Source organism: Bacillus cereus group sp. N21, from assembly GCF_016483395.1.
Lineage (GTDB): Bacteria > Bacillota > Bacilli > Bacillales > Bacillaceae_G > Bacillus_A > Bacillus_A pseudomycoides.
In genome coordinates this window covers 1-18,655 of the sequence record NZ_JAEHBX010000025.1, presented here as the reverse complement: position 1 = coordinate 18,655, position 18,655 = coordinate 1, and the positions used below count along the sequence as shown (strand labels likewise).

The window sequence follows — 18,655 nt, the reverse complement described above, 5'->3', positions numbered from 1 at the left end:
CATTCCTCTCACAGAAAAGAGAAAGGCAGCTTATTTTTTGCTGCCAAACCATTCCTTCACTAATTTGTCCATTTCACCATTTTCTTGCATCTTCTTAATCACTTTATTAAATTCTGCTGTTTTGTCACTATTTTTCGGAAGGGCAATTGCTGCTCCTACTTCTTCTGGAGCTTCCTGAATTTCAATCCCTTGTAAACCTTTGATTTTTTCTAAATAATTTTTAGCAACTGTATCTTCTAAAATAGCAGCATCAAAACGTCCAGCCTGAATTTCTTGTACGATTTCTGGTATACGGTCACGCCCCTCCGCCTGGAAGTTCACTTGCTTGTTAAATTCATTCGCTTTTTCTTCTTGAATAGAACCTGTTTGTACCCCTACTTTTTTACCTTCCAAATCTTGTAATGACTTAATACCTGAATCCTTTTTCGAAACAATCATGTTTTTAGCAACAAAATAAATATCTGTAAAATCCGCATTTCCCTTACGTTCTGGAGTTGGTGTCATACCAGCCATAACAAAGTCAACTTTCCCCGAGCTAAGCGATGCTAACAATCCTCCAAAATCCATATCTTTCACTTTCACTTCATAACCAAGTTCTTTCCCAATATACTTTGCAATATCAACATCAAAACCGATAATTTCATCACTCTTTGAAGCTTCCACATATTCATAAGGTTTATAGTCTGCTGAAGTACCCATAACGAGTACTTTCTTATCTTTCTTCGTATTCGATTCCTTTGTTTCTCCCTTACTACAAGCACTAAACATACTTATTATTAAAATAAGTGCAAATGAAATTGATAATAACTTCTTCATATTTCTTCCCCCTAATAATGTATATTTAAAAGTTTTATAGAATTTTTATTCGATGTTTGTATTGTAGCAGTAATTTTATTTTTATGCAACAATTAAAATAAAAATAAATTACAAATTCTATTAAAACGGTTTTTCTAGGTTAATTAATGTATAAATTAGTGTATGAATTATACATTTCATGTATATTCCCTCTCATTACAAATGATTATAAACAAATGTTATTAACTTCACCTCCTAATAAAGTGAAACTTTAATCAGAGGGGGACTTTCTTTAACTTCTATTGATTATTAGCCCTCACCAATCAGGATTTTACCGCCCACAAACATCCTAATAAATGGAACAAAATAAAAAAACGGTACATACACTTATAAGTGTATGTACCGTTTTTTTATTTTCTATTAAACCTCTTTACAATTCTCTTCAAAGTACGATTGTAATTTTGCAATGACTTGCATTGGCTCATGGCCTTCGATTTCATGGCGTTCAACCATCGTTACAATCTTTCCATCTTTTAATAATGCGAAAGACGGAGAAGATGGTGGATATCCTTCAAAATATTCACGTGCACGTGCTGTTGCCTCTTTGTCCTGCCCCGCAAATACTGTTACAAGGTGATCTGGACGTTTATCATAATGTACGGAATGCGCAGCAGCAGGGCGAGCAATACCACCTGCACAACCGCATACTGAGTTTACCATTACAAGTGTCGTACCTGTTTGCTTAAATGCCTCATCAACTGCGGATGGTGTTGTTAATTCTGTATATCCAGCGGAAACAATTTCTTCACGCGCTTGACGGACAACATCATTCATAAAAAAGTTAAAGTTAATCAATGTTTTCCCTCCTCTAGATCTCTCTCTCTGTATCTTACCAGTTACCGTTTTAGAAATACAAGTAAACTTACTTGTATTCTTCTTATGCGTATAGAAAAAACGTCCTAGAACAAGTGTCCTAAGACGTTTTTTCTTAATGTCCGCGATGCTTTTGTTTTGCTTTTTGCACTTTGATAAGGCGTTTTTTCTGCTTTTCTGCTTCACGCTGTTCCTTAGATTGCACTCGCTTTTCTTGCTTATGCAATTCATAAGATAAACTAATCGCCTCTTGTGCCTTCGTAAAGCTTTTTGTATGCATTTCTTTTGCAGCTTCTCTTATGATACGTTTTATACTTTTCGGACGCTTTTTCTCTTCCACTTTAACACCGCATTTGGCAAAGTGATTAAAATACGTTAGCATCGTATTACTTACAAATACAAGTATCTCTTCGTCTGATGGCTCAGCACCAAAAATATACCTCGCTGCATACAAAATCCCTTTATGTGTATCCTCAATCATTCCTACAAAAAACTGACCATCATGATATACTGTCAATTTCATCGACAGCCCCTCCTTAGAAAAAAATTAGAAATACTGGACATCCCGGAGGGGAAGGTTACTGACATACTAGTATGCGTCTGGACTACCAACCAGAACTGTGTTTTTGTATTTCTATAGCTATTATATATTATTTCTACTTTCTTTTTCTATCTTCTCATATGCTTCAATCATTTTTTTATGTGATCCTACAATATACTCAGGCAATTCTGTAACGGGAAAGAATTTAAGCTGAACCGCTTCCTCTTTATTGACAGCTAGCAAACCTTCATATTCATTTGTATAATAAGCAGTCGTTACAGATTGAAATTCATCACCATTCGCTAATTTTATAAAGTAATTAGCTCCAGAGAACACATTAATGAGTTTTAAATTTTTCACATAAATTCCTGCTTCTTCATATACTTCACGGCAAGCTGTCTCTTCTGTGGATTCTCCAAGCTCCATTAAACCACCAAGCAATCCCCATTTTCCATACGGTTCTGTTCGTTGTTGTAATAAAACATGTCCACCTTCATTTAATACGAGAACAACAGCACCAACTAAAATTAAAGGGCGATGACCAACTACTTTTCGTAACTCCTCTACATATCCCATCGAAACAAACCCTTCTTTTTTTATTTCGTTGTCCACACTATTGTATCATATGCATAAGATGGTAAAATGCGTATTCATTTCATTTTTTTAACAAAATATTTATTTTTTCCATTTCATCTATCGTTGCTAATTGAATCAATTCAATTGATACTTTTTTTGATAATTCCTCCTTTGCCCATGTTTCCGTTTTCCCCAATAAAGTAAGCACATCCTTTTGAATTTTCCCGTCTTTTACAAGAATAAATGAAATAGGTGATTTTTTACCAGCTACTTTCATATCCAGCCGAGATACCGTTTCATATTCTGGATACTGAAATACCGAAACAACACCACTTGCTTCCCATAATGCTAATTTTATTGTTTTAATATCACTAATATTTTGTAAGCGTAGTTCAGAAAATAAATACTCTACCGTAATTCTTGCTTTTTTCAAATTGCTAAAATCGATTGAACCATTATGTATGAGAATAACCGGATCTGGTTCTAAAAAACGTCTCCACCGATCCCATTTCAACATTAAAATCGAACTTATGATATGAAGAACAACGAGCATAAAAGTTGTAATCATCGAGCCTGTTAAACCCACTTTTTCATCGGATAGTGCATTGGAAATATTTCCACCTAACAATAAAACTAATACCACATCTAAGAAGCGGAGTTGTGCAATGGAGCGTTGTCCCATTGCTTTGGCAACAATAATTAGAAAGATATATGCTATTATAGCTCGAATCATCCATTCTATATGAGAAAGATGATGTGCTCCCTCAAAAATATGCATATGCATGAATTTGCACTCCTTAATCATCACAAACTTTCACACTCCCTTTAGTTTGTGATGATTAAGATCATCTATACAGAAAAGACCGATTCGCATGAAAACGAATCAGCCTTTTTACATAAAAATTAACTAACTGAAAACATATACTTTTTGTATGTTTTCCGTACCGATAAGACGAGCCCCATCATCATCATATTCGAGAATAAGGAACTTCCTCCATATGATAAAAACGGAAGCGCAATTCCTTTTACCGGCATTAATCCAACAATCATACCAACGTTTTGGAAAATTTGTAATGTTAAAACACCAATTACTCCAGCACATAATAATGTACCGAACAAATTATCTGCTGAATACCCAATTATAATTGTTCGATATAAAAGAAGCAGGAACATAAATACAACAAAAGCTGCAATTAAAAATCCACCTTCTTCAGCAATTGTAGCAAAAATGAAATCGGTATGCTTTTCAGGAATATATACACTTCCATATCCAAATCCTTTTCCATCCATTCCCCCACTACCAACCGCTAAAATCGATTGCTGTGTTTGATAACCTTGATCCACGTGCTCAAATGGATCCAACCAACCCAAAATTCGTGACTGTTGATGCGGCTTTAGTAAAGTAACCAATTTGTTGAAAAAAATATCTGGGTATTTCAAAAATATAAATACTAACGTGGACAATATGGTCAGTGGAATAACTGTACATATTGCAATTAATTTCTTTTGAATACCTGACATAAACAAAATACATGCAATCCCTGCAGCATATAGGAAAACCATCCCTGTATCAGGCTGACTATATACAAGTAGAGCAGGTGGAATCGATACTAAAATAATTTTACCTATTAATCTTAAATCCGTTTGAAAAGTCCGTACCATATATTTTTCATTATGCTTGACTGCTAAACTAGCAACTAAAATAAGCAACGCAATTTTGAAAAACTCTGATGGCTGGATCGCCCCAAGAACTGGGACTTTAAACCATCTTTTTGCCCCTAATATTTCAGGGGTTAAAGCTTTAAATGGTGAAATCTTAAGTATAATAATCGAAGCAAACCCAACAATATAAAATGGCCACGCTAATTTTTGCAGTTGATCTAAATCAATACTTGCAACAAGTAGTAATAAAACAATACCGATTACATAGTTAATCCCTTGTTTCATTGCAAAATTTGAATTTCCATATTGTCCTGTTTGTTGACTGCTATATATGGCAGCTATACTCGTGACGCATAATATACACAAAATTAAAATTAATTTTACATCTAAACTTTTTAGAAATTCGGTACTTCTCTTCATGACATCCTCCTGAAACATTGTTAAGGCAAAATAAAAAACCAGGAGTCAACATTCTTTATATTTTGACGACTGATTGCACATTAATCTATAAAATACTTATATAGAATAACTTTCTTTTTTAAACAATACAATACATTATACTACAGTTTCATCAGTAAGATTTTCCAAAAAAATATTCTTTTCTTATTGTATATCTATATACTGGATATCAGCAATGTATTTTCGTAAATTCATAATACATTATTATTCATTGTCACATTAATGGAAGGCATTTTTTATTGTGGGATAAAAAGTGAAGAAATATATTTTTTCTAAAGTAAAAAGCTCGCAGACGCGAGCTTTTTATTAATATACAGACGTATTATTCTCTGATACATTTTCAAGAATTTCTTTTACACGTCCTAAGAATTTACCACAAATTAAGCCATCCAGTACACGATGATCAAGGGATAAACATAGGTTAACCATGTCGCGTGCACCGAACATACCATTATCCATAATAACTGGACGCTTTACAATAGATTCTACTTGTAAAATAGCAGCTTGTGGATGGTTAATAATACCCATAGATTGAACAGAACCAAATGATCCTGTGTTATTAATTGTAAATGTACCGTCTTGCATTTCGTCTGCTTTCAATGATTTTGTACGAACTTTTCCTGCAAGTTCAGTAATTTCACGAGCAATACCTTTAATTGTTTTCTCATCTGCTTGTTTAATAACTGGTACAAATAATTCATCTTCTGTTGCAACAGCGATAGAAAGGTTAATATCTTTCTTTTGAACAATCTTGTCACCAGCCCACATTGAGTTAATTTGTGGGTATTCTTTCAATGCTTGTGCAACTGCTTTAACGAAGAATGCAAAGAATGTTAAGTTGAAGCCTTCACGCTTTTTAAATTCGCCTTTAATTGAATTACGGTATGATACAAGATTTGTTACATCTACTTCAATCATCATCCAAGCGTGAGGTGCTTCGTGTTTACTACGCAGCATGTTCGCAGCAATTGCTTTACGTACACCTGTTACCGGAATCTCAATATCGCCAGGTACTGTCGGTACAGATACAGGTTTTGCCGCTTCTGTTTTTGGAGCTGATGGTGCAGTCACTTTTGGTGCTTCTTGTGATGCCTGCATAGATACAGGTGCTGCTTCTTTCTTCGCACCAACTACCGGAATGTTTCCAGATTCCACAAGCTTCAGAATATCTTTACGTGTAATACGACCATTTGCACCCGTACCTTCTACTGCATCTAAATCAATATTATGCTCACCTGCAAGTTTTAATACAGCTGGTGAGAAACGAGGTTTGCCATCAGTTGGTTGCTTCACTTTTGGTGCTTTTTCAGCTGAAGCCACTTCTGTTTTTGGTTCCTCTTTTGTTTTCTCTTCTACAGCTGTCGCAGCTACCTCATCCGCGCCCTCTACTTGGATCACACAAACGACTTCACCTACAGCAAGTGTATCACCTTCAGCAGCGACTAACTCCTTCACAATTCCTGTGAAAGAAGATGGTACTTCTGCGTTTACTTTATCTGTCATTACTTCTGCAAGCGGATCATATTTATTTACGTGATCGCCAACATTTACGAGCCATTTACTAATTGTACCTTCCGTTACACTTTCCCCAAGCTGAGGCATTGTGATATTTTCTACAGCCATGTATAGTCCCCCCGATTAAAATTCCGCAAGTTCACGCATTGCTTTTTCAACTTTATCTGGATTTACCATAAAGAATTTTTCCATTGTTGGTGCATATGGCATTGCTGGAACGTCTGGACCTGCAAGACGTGCAATTGGTGCATCAAGGTCAAATAAGCAATTTTCTGCAATAATTGCTGCTACTTCACTTATAATGCTTCCTTCTTTGTTATCTTCCGTTACAAGAAGAACTTTACCTGTTTTAGAAGCTGCTTCAATAATCGCTTCTTTATCTAATGGATATACAGTACGTAAATCAAGAATGTGAGCAGAAATGCCATCTTTCGCTAATTTTTCAGCAGCTTGAAGAGCAAAGTGAACACATAATCCATATGTGATGACAGTAATATCATCACCTTCACGTTTTACATCTGCTTTTCCGATTGGTAATACATAATCATCTTCTGGTACTTCGCCTTTAATTAAACGATATGCACGTTTATGTTCAAAGAATAGTACTGGATCTTCATCACGAATTGCTGCTTTTAATAATCCTTTTGCATCATATGGTGTAGAAGGAATAACAATTTTTAAACCTGGTTGGTTTGCAAACATTGCTTCTACAGACTGTGAGTGATACAATGCACCGTGAACGCCGCCACCAAATGGTGCACGCACAGTGATCGGACAAGTCCAGTCATTATTAGAACGGTAACGAATTTTTGCTGCCTCAGAAACAATTTGGTTTACTGCTGGCATAATAAAATCAGCGAATTGCATTTCAGCAATTGGACGCATTCCGTACATCGCTGCCCCGATTGCTACCCCTGCAATTGCAGATTCTGCAAGCGGTGTATCAAGCGCACGATCTTCACCAAATTGATCATATAATCCATTTGTCGCTTTAAATACGCCACCTTTTTTACCAACGTCTTCTCCTAATACAAATACTTTCTCATCGCGTTCCATTTCCTCGCGCATTGCTAATGTAATCGCGTCAATATAAGACATTACAGCCATGAAACGTTCCCCCCTATTCTGCGTATACGTGCTTCAATGCATCTTCAGGTGCTGCATACGGAGCATTTTCTGCATATTCTGTTGCTTCGTTTACGATATGCATAATTTCATCTAACATTTGTTTTTCAGATTCCTCTGTTAACACGCCAACCTCTTTTAAGTAAGCAGCAAATGTAAAGATGGAATCTTTTTTCTTCGCTTCTTCTACTTCTTCTTTATCACGATATACACGATCATCGTCATCACTAGAGTGTGCTGTTAAACGATATGATACTGTTTCAATTAAAGTTGGACCTTCGCCGCGACGGCCACGATCCGCTGCTTCTTTTACAGCTTTATATACTGCAAGTGGGTCATTTCCGTCCACTGTGTATCCTGGCATACCGTAACCAATTGCACGATCTGATACATTTTTACATGCTAATTGCTTTTCAACAGGGATAGAAATTGCATATTTGTTATTCTCACACATGAAAATAACAGGCAATTTGTGTACGCCAGCAAAGTTAGCACCTTCGTGGAAGTCACCTTGGTTAGAAGAACCTTCACCGAAGGTAACAAACGTTACTAAATCTTTCTTTTCCATCTTTCCTGCTAGTGCAATGCCTACTGCATGAGGCACTTGTGTTGTAACTGGTGATGAACCTGTCACAATACGGTTTTTCTTCTGACCGAAGTGACCAGGCATTTGACGGCCACCAGAGTTTGGATCTCCTGCTTTTGCAAAGCCAGACAACATAAGCTCTTTTGCTGTCATACCAAACGCTAGTACTACACCCATATCACGGTAGTATGGTAATGCATAATCTTTTTCACGATCAAGTGCAAATGCTGCGCCTACTTGTGCAGCTTCCTGTCCTTGACAAGAAATTACGAATGGAATTTTCCCTGCACGGTTTAACAACCACATACGTTCGTCAATTTTACGTGCAAGCAACATCGTACGATACATTTCTACTACTTGCTCATCACTTAAGCCAAGCTCTTCATGGCGCTTTTCTTTTACTTCTGCCATTTTCATAACCTCCTAAATCCACATTTTTATGCGTGTAACGCTTTTCCATCTACTGCTAATGCAGCTTCACCAATTGCTTCTGATAATGATGGATGCGGATGAATTGTATGTGCAACTTCCCAAGGTGTTGCATCAAGTACTCTTGCAAGACCCGCTTCAGAAATCATATCCGTTACATGTGGGCCAATCATATGAACACCGAGAATATCATTTGTTTCTTCATCAACTACAAGTTTCACAAAGCCATCTGATTCTCCATATACAAGTGCTTTTCCGATTGCACGGAATGAGAACTTACCTACTTTTAACTTATAGCCTTTTTCTTTTGCTTCCTGTTCTGTTAAACCAACAGAAGCTACTTCTGGACTACTGTATACACATTTCGATACCATAGAGTAATCGATTGGCATAACTTCTTTATCAGCAATATGTTCTACAGCAACAATACCTTCATGAGAAGCAACGTGCGCAAGTTGTAAACCGCCAATTACATCACCAATTGCATAAATATGTGATTCTTTCGTTTGATAAAACTCATTTGTTTGAATGTATCCTTTTTCCACAATGATATCTGTATTCTCTAAGCCGATATTTTGCGTATTGGCTTGTCTTCCTACAGATACAAGCATTTTTTCTGCCTTGAATTCTTTATTTTCACCATTGTGTTCGGCTTGAATTGCTACTCCATTATCTTTTACCAATGTTTCTGGTAATACTTTTGCACCTGTTACCACTTTAATTCCCTTTTTCTTCAAGAGACGTTGCATTTCTTTCGAAACATCTTGATCTTCAAGCGGTAAGACATGTTTTGCATATTCTAATACGGTAACTTCAACACCGAAATCAGCAAGCATAGATGCCCACTCAATTCCAATTACGCCACCACCAACAATGATAATTGATTCCGGAAGCGTTTCCATTTTTAGGGCATGATCCGATGACATTACGTATTCTCCATCTAGTTCTAACCCTGGTAAAGAGTTTGGACGAGAACCTGTTGCAATAAGCACATTTTTAGGAATCAACATTTCATTCTCTTCTCCACTTGCAAATTCAACCGAAATTGTTCCCGGCATTGGAGAGAAGATAGAAGGTCCAAGAATGCGGCCGATACCTTCAAACACATCAATTTTACCTTGCTTCATTAAATGCTGAACGCCTTTATGAAGCTGCGTTACAATCTTTTCTTTACGCTCTTGCACTTTAGCAAAGTTCAACTCTACATTGCTCGTTACAACGCCAAACTCTTCACTCTTTTTCGCCGTTGCATATACTTCAGCACTGCGCAGCAATGCTTTACTAGGAATACAACCTTTGTGTAAACAAGTGCCACCAAGATTATCTTTTTCAACAAGCGCTGTTTTTAGCCCTAATTGTGATGCACGAATAGCAGCAACATATCCGCCAGTACCGCCGCCAACGATGACTAAATCATATTCTTTTGCCATTATCTCAACCCCTAGCTACCGTTTCTTTTTCTCGTACAACATACTCTTTTGAAGCTTCTTCCTCACGTAATACACGAAGTGCCCCTTCTGCTAATGCTTGTAATTCATCTTCACCTGGATGCACAATCACATCAGCAATCCAATGAACGCGCTCCTTGATCTCATCAACAAGAATTTTGCTATATGCGAGTCCTCCTGTTAAAACGATTGCATCTATTTTCCCATGAAGAACCGCGCTAGCTCCGCCGATTTCTTTCGCAACTTGATATGCCATCGCTTTATAAATAAGTGTTGCCTCAGGATCACCTTTCTCAACCATGTTCTCAACTTTAATTGCATCGTTTGTACCAATAAGGCTTACTAATCCGCCTTGTCCAACAATCTTTTTCATCATTTCATCGCGGTAATACTCACCTGAGAAACACATTTCTATTAACTGTCCAACCGGCACTGTTCCAGCACGTTCTGGACTAAATGGACCTTCACCATTCAAACCATTATTTACATCAATAACTTTTCCTTGCTTATGAGCACCAACCGTTATCCCGCCACCCATGTGCGCAATTAATAGGTTTAAATCTTCATATTTACGACCAAGTTCCTCTGCAACTTTACGCGCCACAGCTTTTTGGTTTAACGCATGAAAAATACTTTTTCGCTCCATGCCAGAAATACCACTAATACGAGCAATTGGATCCATTTCATCAACAACAACTGGATCGACAATAAATGCTGGAATATTTAATCCTGAAGCGATTTCATACGCCAAAATACCTCCAAGATTTGAAGCGTGATGACCGCTATATCCATTTTTCAAATCTTCTAACATTGCTTCGTTCACTGTATACGTACCACCTTCAATGGGACGAAGTAATCCCCCGCGGCCGCAAACAGCGTTTAATTTCGAAATATTAATACCGTGAGAATGTAAAACCTCTAAAATTGTTTCTTTTCGAAATTCATATTGATCAATAATTCGTTTATATTTACCGATTTTATCCACATCATGACGAATGGTTTCTTCTAAAACGGGTCTTTCATTATCAAAAACACCTATTTTTGTGGATGTACTACCCGGATTAATAACAAGGATTCGATTTAAGGACAATGTTGCTACCTCCACCTATAAATTCAAAAGGAAGTGGAAACCTCGTAAGAGGTAACCACAGCTTTTGTAGAAGTTGTATATGATAGATTAGCGACGGCTAATAATGTCATGGCCGTTGCGTAAGAACGTGCTACGAGTATTTTTCAAGCTTGCAATACGCTCTTCAGCTAGACGATCTGCTGCAACATAAGTTGGTACACCATCACGTTTTGAAATCTCAATTACTTTTGCAATTGTGTCATAAATAGACTCTACACGTTTTAATGCACGTTCTCTATTGTATCCATATAATTCATCTGCTACGTTAATTACACCGCCTGCATTAATTACATAGTCTGGTGCATATACAATTCCCATTTCATGGATTGCGTCACCGTGACGATCTTCTTTTAATTGGTTATTTGCAGAACCTGCAATTACTTTTGCTTTAAGTTGTGGAATTGTTTCGTCATTTACTGTTGCACCTAATGCGCATGGTGCATAAATGTCACATTCTACACCGTAAATTTCATTTGGTTCAACTGCTGTTGCACCAAATTCTTCTACTGCACGTTGTACCGCCTCTTTATTAATATCTGTAACGATTAGTTGTGCACCTTCAGCGTGTAAATGTTTGCATAGGTGATATGCTACGTTACCAACACCTTGAACAGCAATTACTTTACCTTCTAGGCTGTCTGTACCAAATGCCTCTTTCGCTGCTGCTTTCATACCGCGGTAAACACCATAAGCAGTTACTGGAGATGGGTTACCAGAAGAACCGAATGAAGGTGAAATACCTGTTACAAAATCAGTTTCTTCGTGGATAATATCCATATCATCAACAGTTGTACCAACATCTTCTGCAGTAATATAACGCCCGTTTAAACCTTGGATGTAACGTCCTAATGCACGGAACATTGCTTCACTTTTATCTTTACGTGGATCGCCGATGATAACTGTTTTTGCACCACCTAGGTTTAAACCAGCTGCTGCGTTTTTATATGTCATCCCTTTTGCAAGACGCAATGCATCTTCAATCGCCGCTTCTTCAGAATCATATGTCCACATTCTTGTTCCACCAAGGGCTGGTCCAAGTGTTGTATCATGAATTGCAATGATTGCTTTTAATCCAGATTCTTTATCTTGACAAAATACTACTTGCTCATAATCATATTTTTCTAAGTATTCGAAGATTTCTAATGTCATTGTCATTTCCCCCTAATTGTTTTACCCTTTTGGTTTATTTAGAAGCAGTCGCAACTGCTAAAGCTAATGAATATACTTTTGTTTCTGCTGAATCTGCACGAGATGTTAAAACAATCGGTGCTTTTGCGCCAGCAATCATCGCTCCTACATTTGCATTTGCAAAATAGACAAGCGATTTATATAGCACGTTTCCAGCTTCAATCGTTGGGACGAGTAAAATGTCTGCCTTACCTGCTACATCACTTACTATGCCTTTGTGCTCTGCTGCAATTTGTGATACAGCATTATCTAAAGCAAGCGGTCCATCGACGATACAATCTTTAATTTGTCCACGACGATTCATTTGGGTTAACATCGCTGCATCGATTGTCGCCTGCATCGCTGGATTAATAACTTCCACCGCTGCAATCGGAGCCACTTTTGGCAATTCGATTCCTATTGCCCGGGCAACTTCAACAGTATTTTGTATAATAGCAGCTTTTTGCCCTACATCAGGTGCAATGTTCATCGCTGCATCTGTAACAAAGATAAAGCGATCGTAATTTGGAACTTCAAACGCTGCAACATGTGATAACACACTACCCTTGCGAAGTCCCCACTCTTTATTTAATACTGCTTTTAAAATACTTGCTGTTGGGATGTTCCCCTTCATAAGTACGTCTGCTTCACCATTTCTTACAGCTTTAACAGAAAGTTCCGAGGCCTCAGCACTTGATGATGCCGCAATCACTTGAACGTGTTCTGAAACTTGTAAGTCATGCTCTTGTAGCATACCCATAATTTTTTCTTGATTTCCATATAGACGAAATTGAGCTAACTGTAATTGAATTGCCTTAGCAACTGCTTCAATTACTTCATGATCTTCAGCCACTGCTACAGCCACAGTTTTTTTAGGCTGCCCTGCTGCTTGATCAATTAAGTGTTTTAACTTCATATCTTGTAATCAACCCTTTCCGTCGTCCCTCGTCTATTTAATAAGCAAATATCGTGCCAACTTTTCAAATTGGTCATACCAATTATGAAAACGCATACAAAATACAGTGAAATCAGTACTTTAGAAAATTACATAATATTCTGTCTTAAATTGTTGTTTTTTGCGTACCATGCAATAAATTGCACAGTACGCAATTTATTGCATGCTATTTTTTGCATGGTCATACTTTTCTAACTTGTAATATAAATTTCGAACTGAGATTCCTAACACTTTCGCTGTCTTTGTTTTATTCCCACCAAACTTCTCTAAATATTCATGTATGATGTTCCCTTCAAACTCCGTAACCAAATGTTCAAGGGGCTTTTCTTCTAATTCCGGCAATAAATTATTTCCTTTTAATTCCACTTGGTCTTCCTTATGCAAAGAAGGCAAATGATGTACATCAATATACATCTCATTATAGTTCATAAAAATAATCGCCCGTCCCAAAATATTCTCAAGCTCTCTGACATTCCCCGGCCAATCATACGATCGCAAATATTCAATAGCCGATTCTGTTAACCCTTCTACATTCCGGCCATAATCTTGATTAATTTTTTGAATCAATCGTTCTGATATAGCTGGAATATCTGCCTTTCGCTGACGAAGAGACGGAATTTGAATTGGAATTTTATTTAGGCGATAATATAAATCTTCTCTGAATTCACCTTCCAAAATTGCTTTTTCTAAATTTACATGCGTCGCTGCAATCACCCGAACATTAATAGGAATTGGTTTTGTTCCTCCAACTTTTACAATTTCTTTTTCCTGCAAAACGCGCAATAATTTCGCTTGCGTATTCGCAGACAGTTCCCCAATCTCATCTAAAAAAACACTCCCATTATTTGCTTCTTCAAAGAAACCTCTTTTACCGCCTCTTTTCGCACCAGAAAAAGCTCCTTCTTCGTAACCAAATAATTCACTTTCCAATAAAGTTTCCGAGATAGCAGCACAGTTTACACGAACAAACTTATTGTATTTCCGATTACTCCCGTTATGAATAGCGTGCGCAAATAACTCTTTACCAGTCCCTGACTCCCCGCGAAGTAATACGGTTGCTGGTGTGTTTGCTCCCAGCTTTGCTTGCTCTATTGCAGCCATCGTTTCATCAGACGTTCCTACAATATCCTCAAAAGAATATTTCGCTTCTAGCGTCCGAATAATTTGTCTTGCCCGGTTTAATTCATGCGTTAATTTTTGAATTTCGGATACGTCACGAATAACACCAACGCTACCTTTCAATATACCATCAACAATAACCGGTGCGACATTTACAATGACATCTCGTTTTTTCTGACCAATTTTCATATGAATCCCTCGTACCGCCCTACGCGTCCGAAGTACTTTCATATGCATACTTTCCCCCTCTACAATATCAGTCGTTGCAGGTTTTCCAATTATGTCATCCTCTGTAAGGCCTGTTAACTTTGTATAAGCAGGGTTGATGACAAGACCTCTTCCTTTCTCATCTACAACAGAAATCGCTTCCTCAGATGAATAAATAATCGCTTCCAATAAGGTTTGAATTTCTTTTAAATCTGTAACTTCTTCCGCTAAATCTACAACTTCTGTAATATCTTTAAAAATTGCAAATGCCCCTTGCACCTCTCCATCTTCTTTTAAAATAGGAATACGCGTTGTAATAATCTTCTTTTCATTTCCTAACGTCAATTCATGATTTACTTCTATTTGTTTCGTTCGTATAATACGAAGTAACTTACTAGTCGGAATTACTTCTAAAATATATTTCCCAGTCGCTTCTTTCGCTTTATAACCCGTTATACGTTCTGCACTTTTGTTAAATAATTTCACATAACCTTCTGAATCAATGACAATCATTCCATCATGAGTAGAATTTAAAATCAAATTTCCTTGCTGCGTTTGGCCTTTCAGTTTTTCAATTAAATCCTCTTTCTCATGTGCCAACTTCGTAACGATCTTCGCAACATCCCCTGGTATAAGGAGTGTATTTTCTTGCTTTTTTGCGAATAAAACCTTATGTAAATGGTAATCACCACTCATATCAAAAATTACATCCACATCCACTGTAAGAAAAGAATCTAAATCTTCTCCAACTGCAATACCTTGTTCTTGCGCAATCTGTAATCCTTTTGCATTCGGATTTATATCGATAACCCCAACGACTTTAAATATATTCGAATTTTGCAGCAAACCAAGAATCGTACTTCCGCCTTCGCCCGCTCCAATAATTAATACTTTTTGTTTCACACATCCCACTTCCTCTCGAAGTATCTCTGCAAGATTTTTCACACCTTTATCTTACTCGTTCAGCAATCACTTGACAAATCCCCTTTCTATATAACATCATTTGATATATACAAAATTATCTGAAAAGGAGCGTTATCTATGCAGCGTTACCTTGCTCTTCTATTAGCACTCATCCCCATCTCATTAGCAGTGCTAGGTATAAAATTGATGAGAGATACTGTATTTGGTATTCTTTTATCTCCAATCCCTGTATTATGGTTACAATTTTTAATAGGTGTATTCTGCTTTGCAATCGGTTTTTATATCTTTGGAGGCTTTGTTGTACATCGTGATCGTAAACGAAACAAAGTACAAGCTCGTTTCAGAAGATAAAAGAACATAAAAATGAGACCCTTCTAGTGAAAGGTCTCATTTTTTCGCTTGTAATAACACTCTCGCTGTTTCTGGATAATCAGTAATAATCGCCGATATGTTCATATCAAAATACTTACGCATAACCGTTTCATCATTAATTGTATAAGGCCGCACTTCAACTCCGCTCTCCATTGTTAATTCAGCTATTGCATCCTGAAGATAACGATAGTTCGGATGAATCGCAGTAGCCCCCATTTTTCGCGCATACGCCCACGGGCTATGTAAACCTTCTCGATACAAAATGGCCGTTTGAATATCCGGAGCCATCATATGACATCTTTTCATACTGTAATGATTAAAAGAAGAAAAAATAACTCGATCTTCTAGGCCAAACTTTCGTATAAGTGTTATAACTTCTTCTTCTAAACCACAATATGGAATTTTATTATTTTTAAATTCAATATTGAGCAACAAATAATTCGATTTTAGCCATTCTAGCACTTCTTCTAATAAAGGAATTTTGCAAAAACCTACCTTTTCCGAAAACTGGTGACTCGCATCCAATTTTCGCAAATCTTCATATAAGTAATTACGAACGGCACCTTTTCCATTCGTTGTACGATTGACAGTTTCATCATGAATCACAACAACTTTTTTATCCTTCGTAAATTGAACATCTAATTCTATCCCGTCTGCCTGAAACGATTCCGCAGCTTTAAATGAAATCATTGTATTTTCTGGATACGCCCCCGCCGCACCGCGGTGCGCGAATATAAGAGTCATCCTCACTCCCCCAATCTTATGCTATACTATACGAAAAAGGAGGTACTTCTATGAAACCATTACAAATTTCTCCGGATACTGCAATTCGTTTATCAAAAGCTCTAGGTGTTCCACTTGAGCAAATTATGCATATGCCGCAGCACATTTTAGTTCAAAAGTTAGTTGAGCTAGAAAAACAAAATAAAGATGAAGATGAAGAATAATCCAGTCCTGTTTTGCAGGACTGTTTATTTTCTCTATTCACCATATTTCCACCCATATATATATCATAATATCATAAGCAGATTCTTACATAAACTTCAGAAATATATTTATCCCACTATTCGCGGGCAGTAAGACCCCCATCTCAAAATTTATTGACCTTCCTTCTTTATACAGTATTTTATAAGAAAATTTTACTGTGCCAAATATTTGAATTTACTAAACAGGTAGAATGAATATGGTCAGTTATCTAATTGAACATAAAATTGTTACATAAATATTGAGAAATATGTAAATTTAATTTCTTTACATCTTATTCTTGCTATTATTTATAAGAATATTCAAAAAATGATAGAGGATTTCATGAACGTTCAAATGAAGGGGAATGAACAGGTTACAAAGTTGCTAAATGACTGGTATCAATCTATGTTGTCACAACAAAATATACAGGCAACCAAGTTAAAACAAGAAATAGAAGATAGACTTTCCAATATCAAGGAAGATGAACATTTATCATTATATTATTCGTTACTAGATTTTAGATATAAAGTATTAACAGATGGACTTAACATCACAAAAGATAACTTCGATAAAATTAATTCCTTCAAAATACCTAATAACAGCTTTCTTTCTTATTATTACCACTTCTTCAAAGCAGTTCACAGCACAATTCTTGCAGACTACAATGAAGCGAGAGAACATTTTGAAAAAGCAGAAAAGCTATTAATGTATGTTGTATCCAACGAATTAGAGGAAGCGGAGTTTAATTATCGTTTGGCTTCGTTCTATTATCAAGTTTACAAACCACTTTTAGCAATTGACCACATACGAATGGCAAAAGATATATTTTCTAAACATGCGGGCTACGAAATCAATGTAGCTTTATGTGATAACATTTTCGGGCTATCTTGTATAGATTTAAGACAATTTGAACAAGCCGAAGAAAGCTTTAACACTGCTATAGATAGCCTAAACAAGAAAAATGAAAAAACATTACTACTACGTGTTAGAAATAACATCGGATTAATGTATGCGAATCAAAATCTTTCATCTTTAGCAATTCGTCACTTATCAGAAGTTACGGAAAATATGCCAAACCATTTTAAAGCTTTATATTTACAAGCTGATGAAAATATAAAATTAGGTGAAATGGAAATCGCATCTCAATTAATCGAAAAAGGCTTAAATATCTGTAACGAGTTAGAAAACAAAGAGTATCAATATCGCTTTAAGATTTCAGAAAAACCAAACAAGTCATCCGATACTCTAGAATTAGAAACTGCTATATTGGCAAGATTTTCATACTTTAGGAAAGAAGAACTATGGGATTGTATTGAGGAATACACCGAACGACTATCAAATAAATTTTATGCTGAGGAAAACCATTTAAAATCAAGCAAATATTTCTACATGAGTAATGAAGCGAGAAAAAAATTATTAGCTAAAGGGGCGTTAAAGTAATGAAAAAGATTGGATTAACAATAACAGGATTAGCATTAGCTGGAATTATGACTTTTGGTGTTAGCAACAACCCAGGATTTTCGTCATTGAACAAAGGTGACACACCTGCACCTCAAAGACCTGATTTAGCATTAAATATAGGTGATACACCTGCACCTGCCGATAATGGAGGCGATACACCCGCACCTGCTTATGACCATGGACAACCTTGGGGCTTAGCTGACGGAAACACTGGTGCAAGTATTGGAGACCACGGTGGTATTGTAGCACAAGATACTCACGCGGATTTGAGATGAATTAAAGATACAAGTTGTAAAAAGTTATTTAAATGGTGAAGGTAGCCAAACAGCTATAGCTAAGAAATATA

Annotated in this window: 19 protein-coding genes; 4 read left to right on the top strand and 15 right to left on the bottom strand. The window is 36.6% G+C overall.

Going from position 1 to position 18,655, the window contains the following annotated elements:
• Positions 1 to 30: 30 nt before the first annotated feature.
• The 14 genes from JDS96_RS15345 to JDS96_RS15280 form a co-directional block, all read right to left on the bottom strand.
• On the bottom strand, positions 31 to 816 hold the full coding sequence (locus JDS96_RS15345) for a transporter substrate-binding domain-containing protein (RefSeq protein WP_199667293.1): 786 nt from the start codon (positions 814 to 816) through the stop codon (positions 31 to 33).
• Between the two features lie 399 nt (positions 817 to 1,215).
• Positions 1,216 to 1,629, bottom strand: a complete 414-nt coding sequence (locus tag JDS96_RS15340) for a BrxA/BrxB family bacilliredoxin (protein ID WP_003208428.1) — start codon at positions 1,627 to 1,629, stop codon at positions 1,216 to 1,218.
• Positions 1,630 to 1,783: 154 nt separating this feature from the next.
• Positions 1,784 to 2,191 carry a YjdF family protein gene (locus tag JDS96_RS15335; protein WP_199667292.1) on the bottom strand — a complete coding sequence of 136 codons (408 nt, stop codon included), beginning with the start codon at positions 2,189 to 2,191 and terminating at the stop codon, positions 1,784 to 1,786.
• A gap of 120 nt (positions 2,192 to 2,311) precedes the next feature.
• Complete coding sequence (locus JDS96_RS15330; protein WP_018766140.1) at positions 2,312 to 2,785, bottom strand: NUDIX hydrolase; 474 nt, start codon at positions 2,783 to 2,785, stop codon at positions 2,312 to 2,314.
• A 79-nt stretch (positions 2,786 to 2,864) separates the two neighbouring features.
• Positions 2,865 to 3,569, bottom strand: a complete 705-nt coding sequence (locus JDS96_RS15325; RefSeq protein WP_199667291.1) for a DUF421 domain-containing protein — start codon at positions 3,567 to 3,569, stop codon at positions 2,865 to 2,867.
• A 119-nt stretch (positions 3,570 to 3,688) separates the two neighbouring features.
• Positions 3,689 to 4,867: an FtsW/RodA/SpoVE family cell cycle protein gene (locus tag JDS96_RS15320; protein ID WP_018780792.1), complete on the bottom strand. Its 1,179-nt coding sequence runs from the start codon at positions 4,865 to 4,867 to the stop codon at positions 3,689 to 3,691.
• Positions 4,868 to 5,212: 345 nt separating this feature from the next.
• Positions 5,213 to 6,529: a dihydrolipoamide acetyltransferase family protein gene (locus JDS96_RS15315; RefSeq protein ID WP_199667290.1), complete on the bottom strand. Its 1,317-nt coding sequence runs from the start codon at positions 6,527 to 6,529 to the stop codon at positions 5,213 to 5,215.
• A gap of 15 nt (positions 6,530 to 6,544) precedes the next feature.
• The gene (gene bfmBAB / locus JDS96_RS15310) at positions 6,545 to 7,528 is read right to left on the bottom strand and encodes a 3-methyl-2-oxobutanoate dehydrogenase subunit beta (protein ID WP_003200187.1); all 984 of its coding nucleotides are present in this window, start codon (positions 7,526 to 7,528) and stop codon (positions 6,545 to 6,547) included.
• Positions 7,529 to 7,541: 13 nt separating this feature from the next.
• Positions 7,542 to 8,543 carry a 3-methyl-2-oxobutanoate dehydrogenase subunit alpha gene (bfmBAA, locus tag JDS96_RS15305; protein ID WP_018766143.1) on the bottom strand — a complete coding sequence of 334 codons (1,002 nt, stop codon included), beginning with the start codon at positions 8,541 to 8,543 and terminating at the stop codon, positions 7,542 to 7,544.
• Between the two features lie 26 nt (positions 8,544 to 8,569).
• Entirely contained in the window at positions 8,570 to 9,991 is a 1,422-nt protein-coding gene (gene lpdA / locus JDS96_RS15300) for a dihydrolipoyl dehydrogenase (protein WP_003200196.1), read from the bottom strand.
• Between the two features lie 4 nt (positions 9,992 to 9,995).
• Positions 9,996 to 11,099: a butyrate kinase gene (gene buk, locus JDS96_RS15295; RefSeq protein WP_018780791.1), complete on the bottom strand. Its 1,104-nt coding sequence runs from the start codon at positions 11,097 to 11,099 to the stop codon at positions 9,996 to 9,998.
• 87 nt (positions 11,100 to 11,186) lie between these two features.
• The gene (locus JDS96_RS15290; protein ID WP_018766146.1) at positions 11,187 to 12,287 is read right to left on the bottom strand and encodes a leucine dehydrogenase; all 1,101 of its coding nucleotides are present in this window, start codon (positions 12,285 to 12,287) and stop codon (positions 11,187 to 11,189) included.
• 34 nt (positions 12,288 to 12,321) lie between these two features.
• Complete coding sequence (gene yqiS / locus JDS96_RS15285) at positions 12,322 to 13,221, bottom strand: phosphate butyryltransferase (RefSeq protein ID WP_018766147.1); 900 nt, start codon at positions 13,219 to 13,221, stop codon at positions 12,322 to 12,324.
• A gap of 195 nt (positions 13,222 to 13,416) precedes the next feature.
• Positions 13,417 to 15,489 carry a sigma 54-interacting transcriptional regulator gene (locus JDS96_RS15280; RefSeq protein ID WP_199667289.1) on the bottom strand — a complete coding sequence of 691 codons (2,073 nt, stop codon included), beginning with the start codon at positions 15,487 to 15,489 and terminating at the stop codon, positions 13,417 to 13,419.
• A gap of 138 nt (positions 15,490 to 15,627) precedes the next feature.
• On the opposite strand from JDS96_RS15280, the gene JDS96_RS15275 reads away from it, so the two are divergent.
• Positions 15,628 to 15,861: a DUF2627 domain-containing protein gene (locus tag JDS96_RS15275; protein ID WP_003200204.1), complete on the top strand. Its 234-nt coding sequence runs from the start codon at positions 15,628 to 15,630 to the stop codon at positions 15,859 to 15,861.
• Positions 15,862 to 15,897: 36 nt separating this feature from the next.
• On the opposite strand, the gene JDS96_RS15270 is transcribed toward JDS96_RS15275, so the two are convergent.
• On the bottom strand, positions 15,898 to 16,626 hold the full coding sequence (locus tag JDS96_RS15270) for a glycerophosphodiester phosphodiesterase (protein ID WP_199667288.1): 729 nt from the start codon (positions 16,624 to 16,626) through the stop codon (positions 15,898 to 15,900).
• A 50-nt stretch (positions 16,627 to 16,676) separates the two neighbouring features.
• Between JDS96_RS15270 and JDS96_RS15265 the strand changes: the two genes are divergently transcribed.
• From JDS96_RS15265 to JDS96_RS15255, 3 genes are all read left to right on the top strand, one after another.
• Positions 16,677 to 16,829, top strand: coding sequence for a YycC family protein (locus JDS96_RS15265; protein ID WP_199667287.1), 153 nt, complete (start codon positions 16,677 to 16,679; stop codon positions 16,827 to 16,829).
• 361 nt (positions 16,830 to 17,190) lie between these two features.
• Complete coding sequence (locus tag JDS96_RS15260) at positions 17,191 to 18,288, top strand: response regulator aspartate phosphatase (RefSeq protein ID WP_199667286.1); 1,098 nt, start codon at positions 17,191 to 17,193, stop codon at positions 18,286 to 18,288.
• Positions 18,288 to 18,584, top strand: a complete 297-nt coding sequence (locus JDS96_RS15255; RefSeq protein ID WP_199667285.1) for a Phr family secreted Rap phosphatase inhibitor — start codon at positions 18,288 to 18,290, stop codon at positions 18,582 to 18,584. The genes JDS96_RS15260 and JDS96_RS15255 overlap by 1 nt, the downstream gene beginning before the upstream one ends.
• Positions 18,585 to 18,655: the final 71 nt, after the last annotated feature.

Bases quoted from the DNA above. Each gene is read 5' to 3' on its own strand.
- JDS96_RS15345 (WP_199667293.1), bottom strand. From the start codon at position 816: ATGAAGAAGTTATTATCAATTTCATTTGCACTTATTTTAATAATAAGT.
- JDS96_RS15340 (WP_003208428.1), bottom strand. From the start codon at position 1,629: ATGAATGATGTTGTCCGTCAAGCGCGTGAAGAAATTGTTTCCGCTGGA.
- JDS96_RS15335 (WP_199667292.1), bottom strand. From the start codon at position 2,191: ATGAAATTGACAGTATATCATGATGGTCAGTTTTTTGTAGGAATGATT.
- JDS96_RS15330 (WP_018766140.1), bottom strand. From the start codon at position 2,785: ATGGGATATGTAGAGGAGTTACGAAAAGTAGTTGGTCATCGCCCTTTA.
- JDS96_RS15325 (WP_199667291.1), bottom strand. From the start codon at position 3,569: ATGCATATGCATATTTTTGAGGGAGCACATCATCTTTCTCATATAGAA.
- JDS96_RS15320 (WP_018780792.1), bottom strand. From the start codon at position 4,867: ATGAAGAGAAGTACCGAATTTCTAAAAAGTTTAGATGTAAAATTAATT.
- JDS96_RS15315 (WP_199667290.1), bottom strand. From the start codon at position 6,529: ATGGCTGTAGAAAATATCACAATGCCTCAGCTTGGGGAAAGTGTAACG.
- bfmBAB (WP_003200187.1), bottom strand. From the start codon at position 7,528: ATGGCTGTAATGTCTTATATTGACGCGATTACATTAGCAATGCGCGAG.
- bfmBAA (WP_018766143.1), bottom strand. From the start codon at position 8,543: ATGGCAGAAGTAAAAGAAAAGCGCCATGAAGAGCTTGGCTTAAGTGAT.
- lpdA (WP_003200196.1), bottom strand. From the start codon at position 9,991: ATGGCAAAAGAATATGATTTAGTCATCGTTGGCGGCGGTACTGGCGGA.
- JDS96_RS15290 (WP_018766146.1), bottom strand. From the start codon at position 12,287: ATGACATTAGAAATCTTCGAATACTTAGAAAAATATGATTATGAGCAA.
- yqiS (WP_018766147.1), bottom strand. From the start codon at position 13,221: ATGAAGTTAAAACACTTAATTGATCAAGCAGCAGGGCAGCCTAAAAAA.
- JDS96_RS15275 (WP_003200204.1), top strand. From the start codon at position 15,628: ATGCAGCGTTACCTTGCTCTTCTATTAGCACTCATCCCCATCTCATTA.
- JDS96_RS15270 (WP_199667288.1), bottom strand. From the start codon at position 16,626: ATGACTCTTATATTCGCGCACCGCGGTGCGGCGGGGGCGTATCCAGAA.
- JDS96_RS15265 (WP_199667287.1), top strand. From the start codon at position 16,677: ATGAAACCATTACAAATTTCTCCGGATACTGCAATTCGTTTATCAAAA.
- JDS96_RS15260 (WP_199667286.1), top strand. From the start codon at position 17,191: ATGAACGTTCAAATGAAGGGGAATGAACAGGTTACAAAGTTGCTAAAT.
- JDS96_RS15255 (WP_199667285.1), top strand. From the start codon at position 18,288: ATGAAAAAGATTGGATTAACAATAACAGGATTAGCATTAGCTGGAATT.